The 26,000-nt window shown below is 70.6% G+C and carries 16 protein-coding genes; 7 read left to right on the top strand and 9 right to left on the bottom strand.

Annotation, left to right across the window (positions count from 1 at the left end; translation table 11 throughout):
• Nucleotides 1–3 precede the first annotated feature (3 nt).
• The 3 genes from LC438_RS16670 to LC438_RS16660 are packed head-to-tail and all read right to left on the bottom strand — an operon-like array spanning nt 4 to nt 2,944.
• The gene (locus LC438_RS16670; RefSeq protein WP_223587235.1) at nt 4–774 is read right to left on the bottom strand and encodes a heme ABC transporter ATP-binding protein; all 771 of its coding nucleotides are present in this window, start codon (nt 772–774) and stop codon (nt 4–6) included.
• Nucleotides 771–1,844: an iron ABC transporter permease gene (locus LC438_RS16665; RefSeq protein WP_223587234.1), complete on the bottom strand. Its 1,074-nt coding sequence runs from the start codon at nt 1,842–1,844 to the stop codon at nt 771–773. Before LC438_RS16665 ends, LC438_RS16670 begins: the two co-directional genes overlap by 4 nt.
• Nucleotides 1,841–2,944: a hemin ABC transporter substrate-binding protein gene (locus tag LC438_RS16660; protein WP_223587233.1), complete on the bottom strand. Its 1,104-nt coding sequence runs from the start codon at nt 2,942–2,944 to the stop codon at nt 1,841–1,843. Before LC438_RS16660 ends, LC438_RS16665 begins: the two co-directional genes overlap by 4 nt.
• Before the next feature lie 162 nt (nt 2,945–3,106).
• Between LC438_RS16660 and LC438_RS18810 the strand changes: the two genes are divergently transcribed.
• Complete coding sequence (locus LC438_RS18810; RefSeq protein ID WP_223587232.1) at nt 3,107–6,985, top strand: HtaA domain-containing protein; 3,879 nt, start codon at nt 3,107–3,109, stop codon at nt 6,983–6,985.
• Between the two features lie 146 nt (nt 6,986–7,131).
• Nucleotides 7,132–7,446, top strand: a complete 315-nt coding sequence (locus tag LC438_RS16650) for a potassium transporter Trk (RefSeq protein WP_105676693.1) — start codon at nt 7,132–7,134, stop codon at nt 7,444–7,446.
• 15 nt (nt 7,447–7,461) lie between these two features.
• On the opposite strand, the gene LC438_RS16645 is transcribed toward LC438_RS16650, so the two are convergent.
• Nucleotides 7,462–8,085: a zinc-binding alcohol dehydrogenase gene (locus LC438_RS16645; RefSeq protein WP_105676695.1), complete on the bottom strand. Its 624-nt coding sequence runs from the start codon at nt 8,083–8,085 to the stop codon at nt 7,462–7,464.
• Nucleotides 8,086–8,167: 82 nt separating this feature from the next.
• On the opposite strand from LC438_RS16645, the gene purM reads away from it, so the two are divergent.
• From purM to LC438_RS16630, 3 genes are read left to right on the top strand one after another with little or no spacing between them, the layout of a single operon-like run.
• On the top strand, nt 8,168–9,277 hold the full coding sequence (gene purM / locus LC438_RS16640) for a phosphoribosylformylglycinamidine cyclo-ligase (protein ID WP_105676696.1): 1,110 nt from the start codon (nt 8,168–8,170) through the stop codon (nt 9,275–9,277).
• 24 nt (nt 9,278–9,301) lie between these two features.
• Complete coding sequence (gene purF, locus LC438_RS16635; protein ID WP_105676697.1) at nt 9,302–10,774, top strand: amidophosphoribosyltransferase; 1,473 nt, start codon at nt 9,302–9,304, stop codon at nt 10,772–10,774.
• Nucleotides 10,774–12,096 carry a CynX/NimT family MFS transporter gene (locus LC438_RS16630; protein WP_105676699.1) on the top strand — a complete coding sequence of 441 codons (1,323 nt, stop codon included), beginning with the start codon at nt 10,774–10,776 and terminating at the stop codon, nt 12,094–12,096. Before purF ends, LC438_RS16630 begins: the two co-directional genes overlap by 1 nt.
• Nucleotides 12,097–12,108: 12 nt before the next feature.
• Here LC438_RS16630 and LC438_RS16625 read toward each other — a convergent pair whose 3' ends face one another.
• Complete coding sequence (locus LC438_RS16625) at nt 12,109–13,137, bottom strand: LacI family DNA-binding transcriptional regulator (RefSeq protein ID WP_105676700.1); 1,029 nt, start codon at nt 13,135–13,137, stop codon at nt 12,109–12,111.
• A 93-nt stretch (nt 13,138–13,230) separates the two neighbouring features.
• Between LC438_RS16625 and LC438_RS16620 the strand changes: the two genes are divergently transcribed.
• Nucleotides 13,231–15,045: a beta-galactosidase family protein gene (locus LC438_RS16620; RefSeq protein ID WP_223587231.1), complete on the top strand. Its 1,815-nt coding sequence runs from the start codon at nt 13,231–13,233 to the stop codon at nt 15,043–15,045.
• On the opposite strand, the gene LC438_RS16615 is transcribed toward LC438_RS16620, so the two are convergent.
• Nucleotides 15,032–17,089, bottom strand: a complete 2,058-nt coding sequence (locus tag LC438_RS16615; protein WP_223587230.1) for an MMPL family transporter — start codon at nt 17,087–17,089, stop codon at nt 15,032–15,034. The two genes, LC438_RS16620 and LC438_RS16615, sit on opposite strands and share 14 nt — an antisense overlap.
• A 269-nt stretch (nt 17,090–17,358) precedes the next feature.
• Between LC438_RS16615 and LC438_RS16610 the strand changes: the two genes are divergently transcribed.
• Nucleotides 17,359–22,560 carry an endo-alpha-N-acetylgalactosaminidase family protein gene (locus LC438_RS16610; protein ID WP_223587229.1) on the top strand — a complete coding sequence of 1,734 codons (5,202 nt, stop codon included), beginning with the start codon at nt 17,359–17,361 and terminating at the stop codon, nt 22,558–22,560.
• A 209-nt stretch (nt 22,561–22,769) separates the two neighbouring features.
• On the opposite strand, the gene erm is transcribed toward LC438_RS16610, so the two are convergent.
• From erm to LC438_RS16595, 3 genes are all read right to left on the bottom strand, one after another.
• On the bottom strand, nt 22,770–23,537 hold the full coding sequence (erm, locus tag LC438_RS16605; protein ID WP_223587228.1) for a 23S ribosomal RNA methyltransferase Erm: 768 nt from the start codon (nt 23,535–23,537) through the stop codon (nt 22,770–22,772).
• 540 nt (nt 23,538–24,077) lie between these two features.
• Nucleotides 24,078–24,998, bottom strand: a complete 921-nt coding sequence (locus LC438_RS16600; protein ID WP_105676707.1) for a carbohydrate ABC transporter permease — start codon at nt 24,996–24,998, stop codon at nt 24,078–24,080.
• On the bottom strand, nt 24,998–25,969 hold the full coding sequence (locus LC438_RS16595; RefSeq protein WP_223587227.1) for a carbohydrate ABC transporter permease: 972 nt from the start codon (nt 25,967–25,969) through the stop codon (nt 24,998–25,000). The genes LC438_RS16600 and LC438_RS16595 overlap by 1 nt, the downstream gene beginning before the upstream one ends.
• Nucleotides 25,970–26,000 lie beyond the last annotated feature (31 nt).

The following is a 26,000-nucleotide window of genomic DNA, read 5'->3' as shown; positions in this document are numbered from 1 at the left end:
GGTTCAGCGCCGCGCCACCACCAGGGGGACCCCCGTCGAGGGGTGGGGGAAGACGTCGACCGGCTGCCCGTAGACCTGCTCGATCCTGGCGGCGGTGAGCACCTCGGACGGTATGCCGGATGCTGCCACCCGTCCGTTCGAGAGGAGGGTGACGCGGTCGGCGTGGGCGAGGGCCGCGTTCAGATCGTGCAGCACGATCGCCACCGCCGCACCATCGGCGGCCTGCTCGCGGATCAGGCGCATCACGTCTTCATGGTGCTTGAGGTCGAGGGCGGCGGTCGGCTCGTCGAGGAGCAGGATGCCGGTGCGCTGAGCGAGCACGCGTGAGAGGGCCACCCGAGCGCGCTCGCCGCCGGAGAGCGACGTCACGGCGCGGAGGGCCAGGGGCAGGACCTCGGTCGCCGTCATCGCGGCGATCACGATGTCGTCGTCTTCGGCGGACGAGGGCGTGCGAGCCCACGGCGCCCGCCCCATCCGCACCACCTGCTCGACGGTGAAGGGGAAGGTCACCGCGTTCTCCTGCAGCAGCACGGCGCGCTGTCTGGCCAGCTCCTGCGCACGGATGCCGCCGAGCGGACGTCCGTCGAGCGCCACCGCTCCCGCGGCGGAGACGTCACCGGCGAGCACGCCGAACAGCGTCGACTTGCCCGCCCCGTTGGGCCCGACCAGCGCGTGCACCTCGCCCGCCCTGATGTCGATCGCGGCGTCGTCGAGGATGGTCCGCCCCTCGCCCACGCGCACCGTGAGGCCGGTGCCGCTGAGACGCACGGTCATGCCCAACCTCCCGAGCGCCGTCGGGTGCGCACCAGCAGCCAGAGGAAGAACGGGCCGCCGACGAGCGCCGTGATCATGCCGATCGGAAGGTCGGCGAGAGGCACGGCGGTGCGCGCGACGAGGTCGGCCAGCGAGATCAGCAGCGCCCCGCCGAACGCCGATGCGATCACGAGGGGCAGGTGCGCGGGGCCGATGATCATGCGCATGAGGTGCGGCACGACGAGTCCGGCGAACCCGATGATCCCCGCGAAGGCCACGGCCGCGCACACGAGCACGGCGACGGTCACGATCACCACGATCCGCAGCAGCTCGACGTTGAGGCCGAGGTGTCTGGCCGTGCGCTCGCCGAGTGCGAAGAGGTCGAGGCCGGGTGCGACGACGAGTGCGACGATCACGCCGACGGCGACCAGCGGGGCGACGAGCGCCGTGTGCGACCACAGTGCGCCGTTGAGCGACCCGAGCTGCCAGAAGACGATCTGCTCGCGCGTCGACGTCGTGCCGAGGAACGTCAGGAAGGCCATGCCGGCGCCGGCGATCGCGTTGATCGCGATGCCGGTCAGGAGCAGCGTGACGACCTCGGTGCGCCCGCCGGATCGGCTGATGAGGTAGACCGCCATCACGGCGACGAGGCCGCCGAGGAACGCGAAAGCCGGTGTCGTCCACATCCCGAACGACGCGAGCCCGAGGGTGATGCTCGCCGCGGCGCCCAGCGCCGCGCCGGAGGAGACGCCGACGACTCCGGCATCCGCCAGCGGGTTGCCGAAGATCGCCTGCATGAGCACGCCGGAGACGGCGAGGGCGGCGCCGACGAGCAGGCCGAGCACGAGGCGGGGGAGCCGGATGCTGTAGATGACGCCGTAGTCCGTGGCGCTGTCGGGAGCCCACGCGGTGTCGATGCCGATGCCGTGCAGGAGCACCCCGACGAGGCCCGACGGCGACAGCTGGTACTGACCGCTCGTGATCGACGCGACGCACGTGATGACGAGGGCCGCGATCAGCCCGATCAGCACGAGCGTGAACCGCAGACCCCGGTGCGTCGTCGGCGTCGGGGTGACGACCTCTCCGGTCACTTCGTCGTCTCGGGGGCGTAGAGGGCGCGGGCGATCGCGAGGACGACGTCAGCGGAGCGCGGGCCGAAGCTGAGCACCTCGGTGTCGGCCATGTCGATCACGCGGCGATGGGCGCCGGCCGGGGTCTGGGCGACGGCGGGGATGCGTTCGATGAGGCCGTCGACGCCGCCGACCGACTCCAGTCCGTCGGTCATCATGACGATCACATCGGGCTGCGCCTCGACGAGCGCCTCCGCCGTCATCGGCTTCATGCCCTGCCAGCCGATCTCGCCCGCGACGTCGATCCCGCCGACCGCGTCGATGAGCGAATCGGCGCCCGAGTCCTCACCGAAGATGTAGTAGACGTTCGCGCTGCCGCGCACGTAGAGGAACAGCATCCGCGCCCGGTCGGACTCCGCAGCGGGGGTCACCTCGGCGATCTGGGTGATCGCGTCGTCGAGTCCGGCGTCGAGGCGCTCGATCAGGGCGTTCCCGCGGCTGGGGACGCCGAGCGCCGCGGCGATCTCCGTGACGAGCTCGTCGGTGGTGTCGAGCCTGCGGTCGCTGGAGATCACGACGACCGCGATGCCGGCGTCGCGCAGCTGCTGCCTGACCTCCTTCGGGCCGATCGTGGTGTCGGTGAGGACCACGGTGGGCGCCAGCTCGAGGATGGCCTCGGCGTTGAGGGTGTGGCCCGACTTCGTGACGACGGGCAGTTCCTCCGTGCCGGGGAAGTCGGTGGACGAGTCGCGTCCGACGACGCGGTCGCCGAGGCCGAGGGCGAACACGGTCGATGAGATCGTGCCGGAGATGTCGATGGGCAGGATGCGGTCCGCATCCGTCACGGTCACTTCGCGCCCCTCGCTGTCGGTCACCGTCACGGGGAGCTTCGGGGCGGTCTCGTCGGAGACCGGTTCGATGGCGTGGCTGGGAAGGCAGGCGGTCGACTGCCCCTTCGCGGCGCGGACGTCCTTGACGAGGTCGAGCGAGGCCAGGGGCACGGATGCCGCGGGGCAGTCGTCCTGCGAGGCCGCGGGGGAGGCCGGTGCTCCGGTGCCGCCGCAGGCGGAGAGGCCGAAGGCGAGCGTGGAGACCAGGAGGACGACGAGAGTACGACGCATTAGGCAAGGCTAACCTAAAAGTTGACGCGCCCTGCGACGTCCGTCTACTGTCGGAGATGATGCGACTTAGCTAAGCCTAACCAACATCCACCCTTCCCGCCCGACTGCACAGCGGCACCGCCGGCGCGTGTGCCCGCGCGCCCCGGAGTCCGGAGAGAATCCGTGAACGACACAGCCCCAGCCCCCACGGCGAGCACGCGCCTCCGCGCAGGCCTCGCCGCCCTGATATCGCTCTTCCTCATCGTCGCCGGACTCGCGGCCGCGCAGCCTGCGCTCGCCGCCGACGGGATCGTCTCCGTCAGCGTCGGCTCGGCGGACTCCAGCGGCGTCTCCGTGCAGGTGCAGGCCTCGGGCCTCCCCGCCGATGCCACGGGAGCGTATGCGGCGCTGATCGTGACGGGAACCGAAGGGGGGCTGACCGGTGGCGGCGGGTACGCGGCGTTCACGATGCCGGTCGTCACGACGGGCGCCAGCGCGTTCACGCTGACCGCATCCGCCGTCACGCTCGACCGCACCAAGACCTACGAGGTGCTCGTCTGGGCGAAGCACTCCAACCCCGACGCGACGACGATCTACGGCCGCGGCGCCGTCAGCATCAGCGGCGCGCAGTGGGATGCCGTCTTCGGCCCCGTTCCTGGTACCGATCCGGGTACCGACCCCGGTACCGATCCGGGTACTGACCCCGGCACCGATCCGGGCACTGACCCCGGTACCGATCCGGGCACTGACCCCGGTACCGATCCCGGTACCGATCCGGGTACCGACCCCGGCACCGAGCCGGGCACCGACCCGGGTACGACGCCTCCGGCATCCCCGTCTCTCTCGGTGTTCCTCGCCGACGGTGTCACTCCGGCGACCGGTGTCGCGCTCAAGGCAGGTGACAGGGTGGTCGTGAAGGGTACGGGGTATGACCCGGCGGCGAACGTGGGGGGTCGTGGGGCGCCGATTCCGTCGACGCTGCCGCAGGGCACGTATGTGGTGTTCGGGAACTTCGCTGCAACGTGGCAGCCGTCGAAGGGTGCGGCGTCCTCGACTCGCTCGGTGGGGACGCAGGCGTGGGCGCTCGCTGAGAGCGTGCTGAGCCAGGTGCCTGCCCAGTACCAGCCGACGATCCGGGCGCAGTGGGCGGACATCGCCGCGGATGGCTCGTTCCAGGCGACGCTGACGCTGAAGGACACGCCCGCGACCCCGGGCTCGTACGGCGTCTACACGTACGGCGCCGGCGGGGTCGTCAACGCCGACCAGGAGCGCAGCGTCGCCCTGAACTACTCCATCGCTCCGAAGATCACCGTGTCCTCGGCCGTGACTGCGGGTTCCCCCGGCATCACCGCCACCGTCACGGGAAAGGACTTCGGCACCGCGACCGGCGTCTACGCCGCGATCATCGAGACGGGCGCCGAGGCGAACGTCACGGGCGGAGGCGGTTACGCCGCGATGCAGTGGGTCCGCGGTGTCTCGGGCGGGGCGTTCACCGTCGAGCTCACGGCGCCCGCTGACAAGCTCGACCGCGCGAAGACCTATGAGGTGATCGTGTGGAAGCAGCACTCCAACCCCGACGCGACGACGATGCTCGCCCGGGCGGCCGTCGCGATCAGCGATGCCGAGTGGGACGTCATCAAGCCGGCTCCGGCATCCCCCTCGCTCTCCGTGTTCCTCGCCGACGGTGTCACCCCGGCGACCGGGATCGCGCTCAAGGCAGGTGACAGGGTCGTCGTGAAGGGCACGGGGTACGACCCCACGGCGAACGTGGGTGGTCGTGGGGCGCCGATTCCGTCGACTCTGCCGCAGGGCACGTATGTGGTGTTCGGGAACTTCGCTGCGACCTGGCAGCCGTCGAAGGGTGCGGCCTCCGCGACCCGTTCGGTGGGGACGCAGGCGTGGGCTCTCGCCGAGAGCGTCCTGAACCAGGTGCCCGCTCAGTACCAGCCGACGATCCGGGCGCAGTGGGCGGACATCGCCGCGGATGGCTCGTTCCAGGCGACGCTGACGCTCAAGGACACCCCCGCGACCCCCGGCTCGTACGGTGTCTACACGTACGGCGCGGGCGGTGTCGTCAACGCCGACCAGGAGCGCAGCGTCGCCCTCGACTACGGCCTCGCCTCCTCGCTCTCGACGAGCGTGAAGAGCGCGACGGCGGCTGACGGTCTGACCGTCACGGCATCCGGATCCCGACTCGGCGACGTCACCGGCGCCTACGCCGCGCTGATCGAGGCGGGCACCGAGGCCGAGGTCACGGCCGGCGGTGGATTCCTCGCGATGCAGTGGGTGCAGAAGATCACCGCCGGGGCCTTCTCCGTCGACCTCACGGCGAAGGCCGCCGAGCTCGACCCGGCGAAGACCTACGAGGTGATCGTGTGGCGGCAGCACTCGGTGCCGTCGGCAGCGACGATCTTTGCGCGCTCCACAGTCGCGATCAGTCCCGAGCAGTGGAAGGCTCTCACCCAGCCGGAGCCCGAGACCCCGACCACCCCGACCACGCCGCCGACCACCGTCCCCGGCGGCGCGCTGAAGTGGGCCGTCTCCTCCTCCTTCACGAGCTACGTCACCGGTCCGATCGCCCAGGGTGCGATCGAGGTGTCGGGTGGAGCCACCCGCTCCGGCGGCCAGTTCCAGTTCGGTCAGGCGACGGGCAGCACCTACGACCAGGGCACCGGCCTCGGCACGGTCTCGTACGTCGGCGCCGTGCGGTTCACCGGGCACCACGGCGTGCTCGACGTGACGGTCTCGCAGCCGCAGATCCGGATCACCTCGGCCGATGCCGCGACGCTCTTCGTGACCAGCGGGGGCACGCAGGTCGCCTTCGCGACGCTCGACCTCTCGCGGGCGGCGCGGATCTCCGCGAACGGCGCTGTCACGTACAGCGCGGCGCCCGCGGCGCTCACGTCCGCTGGGCGCGACCAGGTGCTCGCCGGCTACACGACCGCCCTCGACCCCGTGACGTTCACGATCGGTTCGGCCGCGGCCGCACCGGCCGGGACCACCGGGACCGTCGCCGCCGCCGCGGTGGTCAAGGCCAAGCCGCTCCCGCAGACCCCGCCGGCGTCGACCGGGATCGACATCAGCGCCGACGACCTCACCGCGCTCCAGGCCGGCGAGGAGGCCACGATCTCGGCATCCGGGTTCCGATCGGGCGAGACCGGCATCAAGGTGGTCGTGTACTCGACTCCGGTCGTGCTCGGCACCGTGACGGCGGATGCCGCGGGCATCGCCTCGTGGACTGGAACCCTCCCGGCCACCCTCGCCGACGGCGACCACACCCTCACGCTGCAGGGCTCGGTCGACCGCGGGCTGGCGTTCACCCTGTCCAGGACGACGGCGGCGATCGGCGCGTGCACCGTCGAGGGCGCCACCCTGAACTGGGGCTACAAGGAGTCGTTCCGCACCTACATCGAGGGCATCGCCAGGGGCGGGTGGACACTCACCGACGTGGCGTACGAGTACCCGCAGTTCGTGTGGGCGAACGGCACGGGGGCCTTCGACGGGGAGAGCGGCGCCGGCCTCATCGGCTACGGCGGCGGCATCGCCTTCACCGGTCACGACGGCGCGCTGAACACGACGCTGTCGAACGCCAGGGTCGAGCTCGCCGGATCCACCGGCTACCTCGTGTTCGACATCGCGGGCACCACGCAGTCCGGCGAGGTCGTCGATCAGCAGGGCGTTCGCCTCGCGGAGTTCGCGGTGCCCGATGCCGCGCTCGCCGACGGCGTGATCACGCTCGACGCCGTGCCCACCACCCTCACCGACGCCGGAGCCGCCGCGTTCGGCACCTACGCGGCCGGCGAGGAGCTCGACCCGGTGAGCGCCGTCATCCCCGTGGGCGCCGACTGCGGCTCCGCGCCCGTCGCCCCGGAGAAGAGCGAGTCGGAGGGCAGTGCGGCGGCGACCGCGGTCACGGCTGTCCCTGATGTGCAGGGGGCGCCGGTGTGGCCCTGGATCGTCGGCGGTCTGGTGCTCGTCGCACTGATCGCCGGAGGCGGCGTGTTGATCGCCCGTCGCGGCAAGGGCGAGACCGAGGCCGTCGACGCTTCCGTCGACGCCTGAGCGCCACGAGTCGCCCTCCTCGCCCGCGCGGGGAGGGCGACTCGCGTCGGCATCCGGCTCCTCAGCGCGCGCGGCTCCGACGGAGGCGCCGCGGCGGCACGGAGAAGGGGGCGAGCACCACGGCCCCGCGGTGGGACAATGGATGCATGGCCCCCAGCGAATCCGAGCAGACCGTCGAAGCGACCGTGCGCCGCGTGCCGCGCTACGGCGTGTTCATGGGCATCGGCGTCGTCGTCGGCGTGATCGTCGCGGGCATCCTCACGTTCGCGGGCAGCTTCCAGCCCTCGGAGGCCCTCGATGTCGTCTACCCTCCCGGCCAGGTCTTCGGATTCCTGCTGCTGTGGACCGCGCCGATCGGCCTCGCCCTCGGCGGCGTCGCCGGTCTCATCGCGGAGCGGGTCGCGCGCCGCAGAGACCGGGTGGTCCGCGTCGAGCGCGAGACCATCATCGAGAACGACTGACCCGAGACCCTCGCCTCAGGCGAGTTCGGCGATGATCGGCCGGATCGCCCCGTCGAAGGCGACCACGTCGCGCCGCAGGCCGTCGGTCACGGCGACGGACAGCGCGCCGATCCACCAGATGCCCCGCTGCGAGAGGGGCAGCACCTGCACGTTCAGCTCGAACGAGTGCGCGCGGCGCCCCACCTCGCGCTCGAACTCGGCGATGGCGCTGGCGTACGCCCGGTAGGAGTCTCCGCCGGTGCCCGGCTTGCCCGCTGAGGGGCCGTGCAGCGTCGAGACGTAGCGGTCGTGCGCCGATCTGGCGTAGTCGAGGGCGGATGCCGCGAACGGCGTGATCGCCGCGGTGAGCTCCTCGGCGCCGGTCGCGGGGAGCGCGACGAGCGTGTCGAACCCGTCGACGAGCTCGAGCGGGACGCCGGAGTGATGCGCGCGCGGCTCGACGGTCATGTCCCAGTAGTCCCGCCACTGCGATTCGACGAGCGGAGCGGCGTCGACGGCATCCGGGGCGCGCACCGGCAGATCCCGCAGGCTGGGCAGGTCGGAGGGCGTGCGGATGCCGAGGGACTGCCGCAGCGCGAGCGCGACGAGCACCGGCACGCTCGCGTCTTCGCGGATCAGCCACTGCGGCTTGTCGGACATGGCCCCATCGTATGGGGAGAGCGCGGCATCCGCTCTTCGTCTTCCGGAGTTCGGGGGTCGCGGCTGACGGTAGGATCGAGGGGTGGCTGCCTCCCCCACCAATCCCTATTCCGAAGCCGGCGTCGATACCGCTGCAGGCGATCTCGCCGTCGAGCTGATGAAGTCCTCCGTGCGCGCGACGCACGGACCCGAAGTGCTCGGCGGTGTCGGCGGATTCGCCGGCCTCTTCGACGCCAGCGCGCTGCTCGGCTATCGCCGACCGCTGCTGGCCAGCAGCACAGACGGGGTCGGCACCAAGGTCGCGATCGCCCAGGCGATCGACAAGCACGACACGATCGGGCAGGACCTGGTCGGCATGGTCGTCGACGACATCGTCGTGGTGGGCGCCAAGCCGCTCTTCATGACCGACTACATCGCGTGCGGCAAGGTCGTGCCGCAGCGCATCGCCGACATCGTGCGCGGCATCGCCGAGGCCTGCTCCGCCACGGGCACCGCGCTCGTCGGCGGCGAGACGGCAGAGCACCCCGGTCTGCTCGGACCGCGCGACTACGACGTCGCGGGCGCTGCGACCGGTGTGGTCGAGGCCGACGCCATCCTCGGCGCCGAGCGCGTGCAGGACGGCGATGTCGTCCTCGCCGTGCAGTCCAGCGGCCTGCACTCCAACGGCTACTCCCTGGTGCGCCACATCGTCACCGGCGCCGGCATCAGCTATGCCGACACCGCGGCCGACTTCGGCACCACCTGGGGCGAAGCGCTCCTCGAGCCGACGCGCCTCTACACGCTCCCGCTGCTGCGCCTCATCGACGCGCTCGGCGGCGGCGTCCACGCGCTCAGCCATGTCACCGGCGGCGGCATCGCGGCGAACCTCGCGCGCGTGCTCCCGCAGGGCACCTGGGCGGAGGTCGACCGCGGTACGTGGTCGCCCAGCCCCGTCTTCCGCGTGCTCAGCGACATCGCCGGCTCCACGCTCGAGTCGGCGGAGGGCACCTGGAACCTCGGCATCGGCTTCCTCGCGGTGATCGCGCAGGACAAGAAGGATGCCGCCATCGCTGCGCTCGCCGCAGAGGGCATGCCCGCCTGGCAGGTCGCGACCGTGGGCTTCGGCGCGCGTCCGGCCGGCGAGTTCGAACAGGGCGCCAAGGGCGTCGACGGCGGAGCGGTGCGCCTCGTGGGCGCCTACTCCTCCCACTGAAGAAACGGATGAAATAACCACCCCATGTGCGGCATCGTCGGAATGGTCGGAACGGCCCCGGTCAACCAGGACATCTACGACGCTCTCCTCCTGCTGCAGCACCGCGGCCAGGACGCGACGGGCATCGCCACCGCAGAGTCGAACGGCGTCATGCACAACGCGAAGGCGCAGGGGATGGTGCGCGAGGCGTTCCGCACCCGCGACATGCGCGCGCTCCTCGGCAACGTCGGCCTCGGCCACGTGCGCTACGCGACGAAGGGCACGGCGTCGAACGAGGAGGAGATGCAGCCGTTCTATGTGAACGCGCCCTACGGCATCATCCTCATCCACAACGGCAACCTCACGAACACGCGCGAGCTGACGGCCGACATGGCCCAGCGTGACCGCCGCCACCTGAACTCCTCCAGCGACACCGAGCTGCTGCTCAACGTGCTCGCCGGCGAACTGCAGAACACCACCTCGACGGTCGACCTCGACCCGGAGCGCGTGTTCGAGGCCGTCGAGCGCACCCACGAGCGCATCGAGGGCGCGTACGCCGTGATCGCCGTGATCGCCGGCTACGGCCTGCTCGCGTTCCGTGATCCCTTCGGCATCCGTCCGCTGATCCTCGGTCGCCGTCCGTCCACCGTGGAGGGCGCGGAGGGCCGCGACGAATGGGTCGTCGCCAGCGAGTCGCTCGTGCTCGAGAACGGCGACTACGAGGTCGTCCGCGAGGTCGAGCCCGGCGAGGCCGTGTTCATCACGAACGACGGCGAGCTGTTCTCCCGGCAGTGCGCGCAGAACCCGACCCTGGCGCCCTGCGCGTTCGAGTACGTCTACCTCGCGCGTCCGGACTCGGTCATGAACGGCATCTCGGTCTACGAGTCGCGCCTGCGCATGGGCGACCGTCTCGCCGACACGATCGCCAAGCACGTTCCGATGGACAAGATCGACGTCGTCATGCCGATCCCCGACTCCTCGCGCCCCGCCGCGATGGAGGTCGCCCGCAAGCTCGGCATCGAGTACCGCGAGGGCTTCTACAAGAACCGCTACGTCGGCCGCACCTTCATCATGCCCGGCCAGGCGGTGCGCAAGAAGAGCGTGCGGCAGAAGCTGAACGCCATGTCGACCGAGTTCCAGGGCAAGAACGTCCTGCTGATCGACGACTCGATCGTCCGGGGAACGACGTCGAAGGAGATCATCCAGATGGCCAGGGATGCCGGCGCGAGCTCGGTGACCTTCGCCTCCGCGGCGCCTCCGGTGCGGCATCCGCACGTCTACGGCATCAACATGCCGTCGCGTCAGGAGCTCATCGCGCACGGCCGCACGATCCCCGAGATCGCCGAGGTGCTCGGCTGCGACCACCTCGTGTACCAGGAGGTCGACGACCTCAAGGCCGCGATCACGGAGGGCTCGGCGGTGACCGAGCTCGACATGAGCTGCTTCGACGGACGCTACGTGACCGGCACGGTGTCGGACGAATACCTCGCGTGGGTGGAGGGGTCGCAGACCTCTTGATGACCGGATCCCTGGGTACGCCTGCGAGCCGGCCGCTCTGGGAGGGTCGGACACTGGCCCTGCTCGGGATCGTGCTCGTCGCGTTCTCGCTGCGATCCGCGGTCGCGTCGCTGTCTCCGGTGATCGACCACATCGCACGGGACTTCCCGATGTCACCCGTGGTCGTCGGTCTGATCGGCGCCGCGCCTCCGGTGTGCTTCGCGATCTTCGGCATCGTGACCCCGCTGTTCGAGCGCCGCTTCGGGCTGGAGAGGGTCGCGGTGTTCGCGATCGGGCTGATGGCCGCCGGGCTCCTGCTGCGCGGTTTCGCGGTGGACTCGACGACGCTGCTCGCCGCGACCGCCGTCGTGTTCGCCGGCGTCGGCTCGGGCAACGTGCTGCTCCCGCCACTGGTGAAGAAGTACTTCCCCGACCGTCTCGGCGTCATGATGACGGTCTACTCGACCACGATGGCGGTCTCGACCTTCCTGCCGCCGCTGGTGGCCGTGCCGATCGCCGACACGCTCGGCTGGCGCGTGTCGCTCGGCATCTGGGGCGGTTTCGCCGCGGTCGCGCTCATCCCGTGGATCACGATGCTCGTCACGAACCGCACGACCCCGGATGTGGCGGAGGAGCCCGCTGGTGACCGGCCGGCGATCGTCCGCGAGGCGTCGGCGCAGGATGCCGTGGCCGTCGCGACCGGGCCCATCACCACGGCGTCGGCGAACCCGCGGATCTTCGGCAGGCTGTGGCGGCTGCCGCTGGCCTGGGCGCTCGCGGTCGTGTTCGCGGCATCCTCGTCGATGGCGTACGCGTCGTTCGCCTGGATGCCGACGATGCTCGTCGACATCGGCGGCGTCACCCCGGCGACGGCGGGCTTCCTGCTGTCGGCGTTCGCGCTCGTCGGTCTGCCCTGCTCGATGCTCGTGCCGATCCTCGTGGTGCGCTATCAGGCCACCAGGCCGCTGTTCTTCTTCGCGGTCGGCGCGGGGCTCGTCGGCCTCGCGGGCCTCCTGCTCTTCCCGACCGTGGCCCTCGCGCTGTGGGTCATGATCTTCGGACTGACCGCCATCATGTTCCCGCTGAGCCTGGTGCTGCTGAGCATCCGCGCCCGCACCCCCGAGAGCGCCGTGGCCCTCAGCGGCTTCGTGCAGAGCCTCGGCTACGGCGTGGCCGCGCTGTTCCCGCTGACGATCGGCCTGCTGCACGAGACGACCGGAGGGTGGCAGGTTCCGCTGCTGCTCCTCGCCGGCGCGCTCGTCGTCGCTTGTCCCTTCGGCTGGATCGCCGGACGTCGTCGCACGATCGAGGACGAGTGGGAGCGCCGGTACGGGCGCTGGTGAGGGTGCGCCCGGTCAGGTGCGCGGCGGAGCGGTCGACGACCTGACGACGAGCTGCGGATCGGTGGACGGCATGTCGCCGATCGCGTCGTGCCCCTCGATCTGCGCGATCAGGCGCAGCGCGGCGGCTCGGCCCATGTCCTCGAACGGCTGACGCACGGTCGTGAGGGCGGGGGAGGCGTAGGCCGCGAGGGCGATATCGTCGACGCTGACCACGGAGACGTCCTCCGGCACGCTGCGGCCCGCTTCGTGCAGGGCGCGGATGAGGCCGAAGGCCATCTCGTCGCTGGACACGAAGACCGCGGTGACCTCGGGGATCGCCGCGATCGTGCGGCCGGCGCGGTAGCCGGACTCTGGGGTCCAGTCGGCGGGGATCACGGGCGGAGGGACGATGCCGCGGTCGCGGAGCGTCTGCTCCCAGGCCTCGCTGCGCTGCTGCGTCTCGGTCCAGTAGTCGTCGCCCGACACGTGCCACACGGTCTCGTGGCCGAGGTCGAGCAGGTGCTCGACGGCGAGCCTGGCGATGGCGCGCTGGTCGACGGCGAGGGGAGCGTCCTCGTCGAGCGAGGTGCGCTCGCTGCGCGTGGCCGGAGTGCGCTCCATGCGCATCCGCATGGCGGGGGTCTCCAGCTCGACGGGCACGCCGAGGATGATCCCCTCGGCGCCCTGCCGCTCCAGCCGGTCGAACGCCTCGAGGAAGGCCTCGGTCGACGCGTGGTCGGCGACGGCGGCGGTCGACACGGTGTAGCCGTTGGCGGCGGCGGCCTGCTGGATGCCGACGCCGAGCGCCGCGGAGGAGTAGCGGTCGGTCGACACGACGATCACGCCGAGCACCCGGGTGCGCCCGGATGCGAGGGATGCCGCGGCGGCGTGCACGCGGTAGCCGAGCTCGTCGACGGCGGCGAGAACCCGTCGGGCGGTGTCGGCCCGCACGTTGTCCTGGCCGGACATCACGCGGGACACGGTCTGCGTCGAGACGCCCGCGAGCTTGGCGACATCGACCTGACTCGGGGCCCTGTCTTCCTGGTGACGGCGAGGTGACATGTCTCAATGGTAGCGATCAATCGGCGGAATCTCAGTAACTCAGGCGGGTCATGATGCGATAATGTGAACGCAAACACTCGTCTTTGGAGCGCTATGTCCGACCTTCTCGCCGCCGCTGTCGACGGCCCGACCGCGACTCTCGCCGACCCGGCGCCCGCGGCACCCTCCTCCGGTCCCGCCCTGTCCTGGCGCGCCGGTGAGCTCATCCGCCGGGGTGCGCCTCACCGCATCCTGTCCGGCGCGATCCACTACTTCCGCGTCCACCCCGACCAGTGGGAGGACCGCCTCCGCCGACTCGCGGCGATGGGCGCGAACACCGTCGACACCTACGTCGCCTGGAACTTCCACGAGCGCACCGAGGGCGATGTGCGGTTCGACGGCTGGCGCGACATCGAGCGCTTCATCCGCCTCGCCGGCGAGATCGGCCTCGACGTGTTCGTGCGGCCCAGCCCCTACATCTGCGCCGAGTGGTCGAACGGCGGCATCCCGTTCTGGCTCTCCGGTCGGGTGGACGCCCTGCGCACCAGCGACCCCGCGTACCTCGCGGCGGTGGATGCCTGGTACGACGAGCTCATTCCGCGACTGGCCCCTCTGCAGGCGGCGCACGGCGGGCCGATCGTCGCGGTGCAGATCGAGAACGAGTACGGCTCCTTCGGCAGCGACGCGGCCCACCTGGTGCACCTGCGCGACGGACTGCGCGCGCGCGGCATCGTCGAGATGCTCACGACGGCCGACGGCATCACGTCCGACATGATCGAGCACGGCAGCGTCCCTGGAGCCATGACGACCTTCACCTTCGGCACCGGTGTGGCGAAGGCGGTCGAGCTGCGCCGCGGCGACGAGGCGCTGATGTGCAGCGAGCTCTGGGGCGGCTGGTTCGACCACTGGGGCGAGCGGCACCACGTCCGCTCCGCGGCCAGCATGGGCGGCACCGTGGGCGACCTGCTCGCCGAGGGCGGCTCGGTCAGCCTGTACATGGCCCACGGCGGCACGAACTTCGGGCTGTGGAACGGCGCGAACCACGACCGGGTGCTGCAGCCGACCGTCACCAGCTACGACTCCGACGCTCCGATCGGCGAGGACGGCACGCTGAACGACAAGTTCCACGCGCTGCGCGCGATGCTCGCTCCCTTCCACGACGGCGAGCTGCCCGAGATCCCCGCGGACCCGCGACGCCAGGCCGCGGCATCCGTCCCGCTCGTGCCCGTGCGCTCTCTTCTCGACGTCGTGCGCGCGCTTCCGACGACCGGACGCTCGACGCCGATGCCGCGCACGTTCGAACAGCTCGGCGCCGAAGACGGCCTGGTCGTCTACGAGGCTCCCGTGTCGTTCCCCGCGGATGCGACGCTCACGATCGAGGGGCTGCACGACCGCGCCACGGTCTTCCTCGATGACGCGCGGCTCGGCACCCTCGATCGCGATGCGCAGACGTCTCTCGCGCTTTCAGCCTCCGGAGGTCGCGGCGTGCTCACGATCATCGTGGAGAGCCTCGGCCGCATCAACTACGGCCCGCGCACGGGCGAGGGCAAGGGCATCATGGGCTCCGTCATGGTCGGACGCCGCTTCGTGAACGGCTGGACGCACCGCATCGTGCCGCAGGGGGCTCCGGATGCCGCGTCCGGAACCCCCTCCGCCGACGGAGTGGCCGTGGCCCGCCTCGACGTCGCCGAACCTCTCGACGCGTGGCTCGCCTTCCCCGGCGGCTCGAAGGGCATGGTGTGGCTGAACGGCTTCCTGCTCGGCCGCTACTGGAAGATCGGTCCGCAGGAGACGCTGTACGCGCCGGCACCGCTCTGGCGCGAGGGGGTCAACGAGGTCGTGGTGCTCGATCTCGACGGCCTGGGTGCGGCCGTCGAGATCCGCGAGCAGCCGTCGTTCGGCCCGCCGGAGGAGTTCATCGGCTCCTGACCGCGGGCCGACCCGGCCACCAGATGCGGTCGCCGACGAGGGCGAAGATCGCCGGGACGATCACGGTCCGCACGACGAGCGTGTCGACCACTACGCCGACGCCCACGATGAGCCCGAGCTGACCGAGGGTGACGAGCGGCAGCACGCCGAGGGCGGCGAACACGGCGGCGAGCACGATCCCGGCGCTCGTGATCACGCCTCCGGTGTGGGCGATCGCCTCGACCATGCCGTCGCGGGTGCCGTGGACGGACGCCTCGGCGCGCGCACGGTGCACGAGGAAGATCGTGTAGTCGATGCCGAGAGCGACGAGGAACAGGAACGCGAGGAGCGGCACCTGCAGATCGAGCGCGGGCTGCCCGAAGAGCACCCGGCTCAGCCAGGCTCCGGCGCCGATCGCGGCGAGAGCGCTCGCGACGTTCACGAGGAGCAGCAGCACGGGGGCGATGACGGAGCGAAGGAGGATCAGCAGCACCACCACGCTCACGGCGAGCACCAGCGGGGCGATGAGCAGGAGGTCGCGCTGACCGCCCTCTCTGGCGTCGAGGTCGGTCGCCACCGCGCCGCCGACCACCGCGTCGGCGCCGTCCACGGCGTGCACCGCGTCACGCAGCGCGGCGACCTGATCCAGGCTCTGCGTGGTGCTCGGGCCGTACTCGCTGATGACCCTGATCTTCGTCAGCGAGCCGTCATCCGCGGTCCCCGCGGGGTTCACTCGCACCACGCCGTCGACGCCCTCCGCCGCGGCGATGACGGCGTCGGCCTCGTCGCTGTGCGAGACGATGAGGATCGGCTGGGCCTCTCCCGGCGCGAAGTGCGCGGAGAGCACCTCGAGTCCCGTCGCCGACTCGGACTGCACGCGGAACCTGTCGAGCTGGTCGAGCCCGACCGCCGTGCCGAAGAGGCCGGCCGCCATGACCGCGAGCAGGGCGACTCCCGACAGGAGGCTCACCACGGGGCGCCGCACGACCTGTGTCGCCGCCCGTCGCCAGCCGCCGCCGTGGCGGACGGCCGCTCCTGGGCGAGGGGCGAATGGCCAGAACACCCCGCGACCGCAGACGGCGAGCAGCGGCGGCAGCAGGAACAGCACGGAGCCGAGGGCGATGAGCAGTCCGATCGCCGAGGTGATGCCGAGGCCGTGCGTGCCGGGGATCACCGCGAGCACCAGGGTCAGCAGTGCCAGCACGACGGTCGCGTTCGAGGCGACGATCGCCGGGGCGGACTTGCGCCAGGCGGTGCTCAGCGCCTGCCGGTGGTCGTCGGAGAGCAGGAGCTCCTCGCGGTAGCGCGAGATGAGCAGCAGCGCGTAGTTCGTCCCCGCGCCGAACACGAGCACGCTGATGATGCCGGCGTCGAACTGCAGGTCCCACAGGGATGCCGCCGCCGCGGTCATGCGTCCGGCCAGGCCGTCCGCGAGCGCGACGACGACCAGCGGGATCAGCCACAGCACCGGCGAGCGGTAGGTGACGATCAGCAGCACGGCGACGATGAGGATCGTCACGAGCAGGAGGGTGAAGTCGGCTCCCTCGAACGAGGAGGCGACGTCGGCCCCGAAGGCCGGGCCTCCCGTGACCTGCAGGCTCATCCCTTCGAGCCTCTCTCCGGCGATGGCGGTGCGCAGGGCGTCGATCGTCTCCGCCGTCTCCGCATTCGTGTCGCCGACGAGGATCGGTGTCGCGATCACGGCGGCCCTGCCGTCGTCGCTCACCATCGGGCCCGTCGGTTCGGCGTCGGCATGCGGCTCGAGCACCGGGAGGAGGTTCTCCAGATCGTCGATGTCGGTGTCGGAGAGCGCGCGTCCGTCGTCGCGTGACGCGACCACCAGCACCGACTGCCGGTCGGCGTCAGGGAACCGGTCGAGGAGCGCCGCCGCCTCGGACGACTCCGATGCGGCGGGCGCCTGGGCGTTGCCCCCCGGCGCCTTCGCCGAGCCGAACGCGCCGAAGAGCAGGGTCATGATGAGGAGGACGAGCCCCAGGGAGATCCACGCCCCTCGTCGGGAGGTCAGACGGTCGGAGAGGCGCTGGCGCGCGGAGGAGTCGGTCATGTCCTCCACTCCACAGTGGCGGGAGAGCGGTGACATCGCGAGGACGGTTGACGACGTTCTCCGTCGAACGATGGATGCCGTGCGAGCCCCGACGTGCGGGGCGGCCGATGTCGATCGTGTGAATGTTTGCGCTCGCGTCCCCAGAAAGTATTGAAATATCAATACCCGCTCCCATAGAGTGATTGCGCAAACATCGTGCGAGCGATGACTCCACCCTGGCGCATCGGAGCGTCTTTCTCTCCGAGCACCTCCCGTTCGAGAGGTAAGACGTGTCGACTCATACCCGACCACCCCGCGCGACGCGCGCGGTCAGCTCACTGTTGACCAGCGTGCTCGTCTTCGGCGGAGTCGCCGTGCAGGCGATTCCCGCACAGGCAGCCGACCTGATCCCCGTGCCCAAGACCGAGTACCGCCTGGCGGCGGTGTCCAGCGAGTCGGACGCGTACCCTGCGCCCCCTGCTCTCGACGGCACCGCCCTCGGGGCCTTCGACGGCGACTACGCCACGCAGTGGGTCTCGCGGTACACGGTCCCGGCCCCTGCTCCGCACTGGCTGGCGATCGACCTGCAGCGGTCGATCTCCGTGAAGGCGCTGGACTACTCGGGCAAGAAGGGCCAGCGCATCGACGCGAAGAACGTCGAGGTGTACGTCACAGACGACGCGTCCGTCGCGACGACCTCGCCGAAGGACGGCGGGTGGGGTGCGGCCGTGGGGACGGCGACCCTGCACGCCCCCACCGCCAACACCGAGAAGCAGCGCATCGAGCTCGCGACGGCGAAGACCGGGCGCTACGTCGCCCTCGTCGTGCTCGATGCGCAGGACCCCGCGGGCAACGGCGGCGGCGCCGGCGAGATCGAGGTCCTCTCCGACCAGGCCCTTCCGCCGATCGTCACCGACCCCGGCACCCCGCCGGCCGGAGCGACCGTGCAGATCGCGAACGGCGGCACCACGGCCACCGTGTCGAAGACCTTCCCGCAGATCCTGGGGTACGCGGTCGGCGGCTCGTCCATCGGCGGCCAGCGCACGTCGGGCGGCAAGTGGGCCGTCAACGGCACCTCCTACGCCTCGACGACCACGGCGACGTCGACGGCATCCGGCATCGACTACGTCTCGGTCCTGACCGGCGTCGACGTGACGGTGCGCAGCAGCATCCGCGTCGCCGCTGACGGCACCGTCGCCTTCGCGGTCACGGGCGTCGACGGCACCGCGCCGGTCACGACCCTCGGCCTGCCGGACAACGCGTTCCTGTCGACCAGCGCATCGGATGCCGGCTCGGTGCTCGACCGCACCGTGATCAGCCCCGACAGCACGAAGAACGCCGACGAGCACATCGCTCTGAGCGGCACGACGGCGACGGGGCAGAAGGGCGCGTCCTTCGCGTTCCTCGGCAACGGCGAGGTCGTCGGCAGCGTCATCACCAACGCCACCACGCAGGCATCAGGCAGCACCCCCTCGTGGAACAGCCGCCTCCTCACCCGCGTGACCGAAGCCGACGGGCGCACGGCCGAGATCGGCTCGAACACGTGGCTGATCCACCCGACGACCGCGGTCGACGGCCGCGTCACCACGTACGAGCTGCCGAAGGTCACCGTGCTGTTCGCGGGCGACCGCAACGGCGACGGAGCGGTCGACTGGCAGGATGCCGGCATCCGCTACCGCGAGGTCGACACCCCGCGTCTCGGGGCCGACAGGGTCGCGGAGCGCGTCGTCAGCCGCATCCCGTTCAACTTCGCCTCCAGCGCGACCAACTACTTCGACCTCACGCTCGACAACACCAAGCGCATCGCGAACCAGACCGACGGCCTGGGGCAGTGGGTGCTCAACAAGGGCTTCGGCAGCGAGGGCCACGACTCGGCCAACACCGACTACGGCGACAACTTCAACGAGCGCGCCGGCGGCGTGGGCGACCTCAACCACCTCGTCGACGAGGGCGCGAAGCTCAACGCCGACATGAGCGTGCACGTCAACGCGACCGAGATGTACCCGCAGGCGAATGCCTTCGACTCGGCCATCATCGACGGCGCCGCACCCTACAAGCCGGGCTGGAACTGGCTCGACCAGTCGTACTACATCAACCAGCAGGCCGACCTCGGCTCGGGCCGCGTGCTCGACCGGTTCCAGCAGCTGCGCGACGAGGTCCCCGGCCTCAGCGGCGTCTACATCGACGTCTACTACTCCAACGGCTGGGTCGCCGAGGAGCTCGCCGACGAGCTGCACGGCATGGGCCTCGAGGTCGCGACCGAGTGGGGCGACAAGTTCGTCGACAACACGGTCTGGTCGCACTGGCCCAACGACCTCAGCTACGGCGGAGTGACCAACAAGGGCATCAACTCCACGATGGTGCGCTTCATCCAGAACGGCCAGGCCGACATCTGGAACAACGACGCCCTCCTCGGCCAGCAGCGCCTGGTCGACGCCGAGGGCTGGGTCGGCAACCAGAACTGGGACGGCTTCATCGACAACGTCTGGACCCAGAGCCTGCCGACGAAGTTCATCCAGCACTTCGATCTGCTCAGCTACACGGCCGGGCAGGCCGCGACGCTGACCGACGACGTGAAGATCTCGATGGACGGCAGCACGCGCGTCATCACGATGGACGGCGCCACGGTGCTCCGCGGCGACTCCTACCTGCTGCCGTGGCAGTCGCTGGCCTCCAACGCGGATGCCGGATCCCCGGTGGATGCCGACAAGATGTACTTCTACTCCGCATCGGGCGGCGAGAAGACGTTCGGCCTCACCGACGCCTTCAGCGGCAACACCGCGTTCGACGTCTTCACTCTGGGCGACCAGGGCCGCGTCAAGGTCGGCACCGTGAACGCGGTCGGCGGAAAGCTCACCATCAGCGGCGACAAGGGCGTGGCCTACGTCGTCGTGCCTCAGGGCGGAGCGCAGCGCGCCGCGGTGACCTACCACGACGCGGGCCTCGACGACCCCGGCTTCAACTCCGGTTCGCTCGACGTCTGGCACCCGAGCGGCGACGTGACCCTGGCCCGCACGAACGAGGGCTCCGGCAAGAACAAGTCGCGCGGCGACAACATCGCGGTCTTCGGTCCGGCGGCCTCGTCGATCAGCCAGACCGTGACCGGGCTCACCCCCGGCCAGCGCTACTCGTTCTCCGCGCAGGTGCAGATCGACCCGACGGCGACGCGTGACGTCACCGTGGCGGTCGACACCGGTGCCGGCGCCGTGCAGCGCACCTGGAACCTCTCCCCGACGTTCAACTACACCGCTGCGGACTCGAAGGCCGGGCAGTACTACCAGCGCGGCACGGCATCGTTCCTCGCTCCGGCCTCCGGCCAGGTGACGGTCTCGGTGTCTGCGGCCGCGGGTGACGCGAAGGTGCGGATCGACAACGCGCGCATCATGACCGACACCACGGCTCCCGCAGCTGCGGGCACCGTCTACTCGAACGACTTCGAGGGCAACCAGGCCGGCTGGGGGCCGTTCGTGAAGGGGAGCTCCGGCGGCATCAACGACCCCCGCACGAGCATCTCCCGCCGTCACGACCCGTACACGAGCAGCGACTGGCGCAACACGGCATCCCCGTTCGCCCCCGGCGGTGCGCTCGCGGGTCTCGCGGTCGACTCGACCCTGACCGGTGAGCACTCGCTCATGTCGCACTCGGAGAACAACGGCATCGTCTACCGGACCGACCCCACGCTCGTGCCGCTGCAGGCCGGGCACTCGTACCGCATCGGCTTCGACTACCAGGCGGGAGCGAGCGGCGCCTACCGCTGGCTCACCGGCACGGATGTCGTCGCGGGCGGCGAGGTCGCCTCGACCACGCTGAGCCGCACGCCGATCGCCCAGGCGCTGGAGACCACGGCGTTCAGCCAGGATGTGATCGTCGGATGCGGCGACTACACCTGGGTCGGACTCGAGCGTACGGGCGGACCCGACGTCGACTTCGTGCTCGACGACTTCACGGTCACCGACCTCGGACCGACCGTGGGTGGCACGCCGTGCGCGACGGTCTCCGGCGGCACCGCGGTGCTCAACCCCGGAGCGCAGGCGACGTTCACCACGACCTTCACGAACAGCGAGGCGCTGACCGCCGAGAACATCGGCGTGCAGCTCGCGCTGCCCGAGGGGTACACGGTCGAGGTGGCCGACGGCTCGTCGAACCTGTTCGATGAGGTCGCTCCCGGCGCGAGCGTCGAGACGACCTGGCTGATCACGGCGCCCGCCGCGGCGGCCGGCTCCGCGGTCGACATCGGCATCTCGGCGACCTATCTCGTCGACTGCGACGTGCGCACCGTGTCGACGGTGCAGCAGACCTCGGTCGCGTCGCGTGCTCGCATCCCGAACGCGCAGATCACGGCATCCGCGAACTCCGAGGAGACCGAGGGGGAGGACGGAAAGGCCGCGAACATGCTCGACGGCGAGGCCGGCACCTTCTGGCACAGCCGCTGGAGCGCGAACGCCACGTCGTACCCGCACGTGGTGACCTTCGACCTCGGCAGCGCCGAGCAGGTCGACGGCATCTCTTACCTGCGCCGCGGAGCCAACCAGAACGGCCCCATCAAGGGCTTCCAGGTGGCGGTCTCGACCGACGGCACGACGTTCACCGACGTCGCCGCGGGGGAGTGGAAGAACGTCGCCGACTGGCAGGACGTCGACTTCGCCTCCGTGTCGGCACGGTACGTCAGGGTCACCGCGACCTCGTCGATCTCGGGAACGCAGTTCGCCGCGATCGCCGAGATGGCGATCTACGGCACGCCCGCGTCGAAGGACGGCCACGCCCCGAAGGCGCGTCCGGCCGACGACCTGGGCGAGTGCACCCCCGCGACCGACCCGGCGCTCGCTCTCGACGCCGATTCGGTGCGGGCGGGAGAGACGGTCGGGGCCGCCCTGACCGGCTTCGTCCCGTCTTCGACCGTGTCGTTCTGGCTCGACGGCGTGAAGATCGCGGATGCCGCGGTCGACGCCGACGGAGCGCTCACCACCCCGCTGCTGATCCCTGCGGATGCCGAGATCGGGAAGCACCGCGTCATCGTGAAGGACGGCTCTGGAGCCGAGCTCGCGAGCGCGGAGCTGAAGGTCAAGAAGGCCAAGCCGGCCAAGGACCCGAAGATCACCCCGTCGGTCGGGACGGTGCGCTCCGGCGGCACGCTGACCGTGCAGCTGGGCGGATTCGAGCCCGGTCAGCTCGTGCAGCTGTGGCTGCACTCCGAGCCGGTCAAGGTCGGCGAGGCGACGGTATCCGATGACGGCGAAGCGGTGCTGTCGATCACGGTTCCCGCCTCCACCCCGGCGGGCGCCCACACGCTCGTCGCGACGGATGCCGAGGGCGTCGAACTCGCATCGGCCGGGCTGGCGGTCACGGCCGCGCCCGGTGCGGGCACGGGCTCCGGAGCGGGTCTCGCCACGACGGGAGCCGATGGTTCGCTGTGGTCGGCCGTGGCGGCATCCGCTCTGGGTCTGCTGGCCCTCGGTGCGGTGCTGTGGACGAGGCGGCGTCGGCTGAGCTGACCCGCAGATCCGCAGCACGACGCGGCCCGGAGGACGATTCCTCCGGGCCGTGTCGTGCGTCCCGTCCCGTTCCGTCCCGTCCCGCTCCCGCGTCGCGCGAAGATGGATCAGAAATGCCGGTGGGGATGGCCCGGCGGATGCACTTTTGATCCACCGTGTCGCACCGCACCGCACCGCACCGCACCGCGCCGCGCCGCGCCGGGAGGCGGTCATCGCGCGCCGCGCACCGCCGCCCACAGCGATGCCCAGTGGGCCGCGGTCAGGTCGCGGGGCAGTGCGCGCCGCGGCGCCTTCGCCGCGGCGAGGGCGTGCCGAACGGTCGCGGCGCTCACCGGCGCGATCCGCCTGACGATGCTCTCGATGCCGGCGCCGCGCCCGGTGAACACGTCACGGACGAACCTCTCGTACGCACGTCTCTCGGCGTGCGGCACGAGGGGCGATCCGCGACGGGTGATCGTGAGGATGCCGCCGTCGACGCCGGGGCGCGGCGCGAATCCCCAGCTGGGCACCCGCCCCCGCAGGGAGAACTCGAACCACGGCGCGCTCTGCGCCGTCATCATCGTCCCGCCTCCGACGCCGGCGCGCTTGCGGGCGACCTCCCACTGGGTGACGAGCACGGCGTGATCCCACCGGCGCTCCGAGAGCAGGCGCCGCAGGATCGGCGTCGTGAGGTGGAATGGCACGTTGCCGACGACGACGGGCGCGTCGAGCGGATGCCGCAGCGCATCGGCGTGCATGACGCGCACGTGCGGGAGGGCACGGGCGAGGCGCCGCACCCGGTGCTCGTCGAGGTCGATCGCCGTGAGCGGCCGGCGGGTCGACGCGAGGTGGCGCGTGAGGGCGCCGTCACCAGCCCCGAGCTCGAGGATGGGCCCGGTGGTCGCGTCGACGAGGGCGATGACGGTGTCGATGGTCGGTCGGTGGACGAGGAAGTTCTGGCCGAGTTCATGGCGGCCGCCGTGAAGGGAACGAGGCATGGGAGCGCTCCAAGGAAAGGTTCTGGAGCACCACGGAGAGGCCGGGTCGCGGGTATGCGGAAGCGCCCGTCCGAGGTGCGTGATGACGTCTCGGAGGGACGGCGCGCTCAATCGAGCGGATGCGAGCGCGCCGTCAGGCGCGGCGGTCGCGGAAGGTGAAGAAGCGCCCCGTCACGGGCGCAGAGCATATTGTTCCCACGGCCCGACTATACAGGAGCCGGATGCCGCGGCATCCGTCCTGTCGGGAGGGGAGCCCCTGCTCGGGAGGAGAACTCCTGCTCGGAAGCAGAGCTCCTGCTCGGGAGGCGAGCTCGCCCTCGGGAGGAGAACTCCTGCTCGGGAGGGGAGCCCCTGCTCGGGAGGAGAACTCCTGCTCGGGAGGGGACGCTGTTTCGGGAGGAGTTCTCACGCTCGGGAGGAGGATCCCGCGCGGAGACTCCTCCTGAACGTGCTTTCTCCTCCCGAACGCGCGTTCTCCTCCCGAACCGGCGTGGCGGGGATGAGGGGAGGGTCTCCCCGCCACGCACGTGGGGAGGGGGCTCAGCCCTTCACGGCGCCGGCCGCGAGGCCGGAGCGCCAGTACCGCTGCAGGGTGAAGAACAGGATGATCAGCGGGATGACGCCGAGCAGGGCGCCGAGCATGACCGCGCCCTTGTCGGGGGAGAAGTAGCTCATCATGCCGTAGAGGCCGAGGGTGACGGGCTTCAGGTCGGCGCTGGAGATCATCATGAGCGGCAGCAGGAAGTTGTTCCACGTGGCCACGAAGATGAACAGGAAGATCGTCACCATCGCGGGCCCGAGCAGGCGCAGCACGATCGTGAAGAAGATGCGCGCCTCTCCTGCGCCGTCGATGCGCGCGGCCTCGAGCAGCTCGGTCGGCACCGACGACTGCGCGTAGACCATGCCGAGGAACACACCGAACGGCGACACCGCCGAGGGGATGATGATCGCCCAGGCCGTGTTCGTGAGCCCCAGCGAGTGGAACTCGATGTACAGCGGCACGGTCAGCAGGGCGACAGGCAGCAGCAGCCCCGCCATGATGACGCCGACCGCGATCCTCTTGCCGGGGAACGCGAACTTCGCGATCGCGTAGCCCGCCATCACCGCGAACAGGGTGCCGATGACGCCGGCGCTCACCGAGTAGAACAGCGAGTTGCCCACCCAGCGCCAGAACAGCCCCTGGGTCCAGCCCATGAGGCTGTCGTAGTTCGTGCCGAGGTTCCAGTCGGCGAACCAGAAGCCGAAGGTCGACGTGAGGTCGGTGTTGTTCTTGGTCGAGGCGACGATGAGCCAGTACACCGGCACCAGAAAGTACAGCGTCGCGATGACGAGTGCGATGATGCCGAAGGTCCGCGCGAGGGGGCCGGGCGCGATCGACGGGGGCGGAGCATCCGCCGACTGCGGCTTGCGCGCTCGGCGAGCGGATGCCGGGGCGACCGTGAGGAGTCGTGTGGTGGTCATCAGGCGTCACCCTTCCGGCGCTGCAGCAGTGCGTAGACGACCGCGAGCACGCCCGCGATCAGGGCCATGAGCAGGGAGTAGGCGGATGCCGGACCGCTGCCCGACGGCGAGATCTCGCCCATCATCGAGTTGTAGGTGAGCATCATCGGCGTGAAGTCCTTGCCCATCCACGAGTTCGCGGCCTCCATGATGACGGGCTCGTTGAACAGCTGGATCGTGCCGATGATCGACAGCAGCACGGCGAGCAGCGCGGCGCCGCGGACGAGGGGGACCTTGATGCGCATCGCGACCTGGAACCCGGATGCGCCGTCGAGACGCGCGGCCTCGTACAGGTCGCGCGGCACGGCCTGCAGCGCCGACAGGAAGATCAGCATGTTGTAGCCCATGTAGGTCCAGGTCGTCATGTTCGCCATCGAGAACAGGATCGTCTGGGGCGACATCAGGTCGGTGCCCTCGGGGAGGTAGGGCAGGAACGGCGAGACCTGGGGCGTGTAGAGGTACAGCCACATCATCGCGGCGATGATGCCAGGCACCGCGTACGGGAGGAAGAACGAGAGACGGAACAGCGCGGGGCGCCGCACGATGAACGAGTCGAGCAGCAGCGCGAGAGCGAGGGCGCCGATGATCATGACGGGGATCTGGATCACCGCGAACAGCACGACCCTGCCCATGCCGGCCCAGAACGCACTGTTCGTCGCGGCCATGGCGAGGTTGTCGAGTCCCACGAAGGTGTCGACGAGCTCGCCGCCGCCGTAGAGTCCGTCGCCCGCGGGGACCTGGGCGAAGAAGGCCGAGCGCACCGACACGATGATCGGAACCAGGAACACGACGACGAACAGGATCGCGAACGGCAGCATGAACAGCCAGCCGGTGAGTCCTTCGCGTCGGATGCCGGAGCGCCGCCGTCGTGCGGGTGCGGATGCCGGGGTCGGGGTCTTCGGGATGACCCTGCTGTCGGTCACGGTGACCATGCTTTCGCCTCTCGCTTCATGACGACGGCGG

It is taken from the genome of Microbacterium sp. OVT16B (assembly GCF_019969705.1).
Classification (GTDB): domain Bacteria; phylum Actinomycetota; class Actinomycetes; order Actinomycetales; family Microbacteriaceae; genus Microbacterium; species Microbacterium natoriense.
This window is presented reverse-complemented; position numbering and strand designations above follow the sequence as displayed.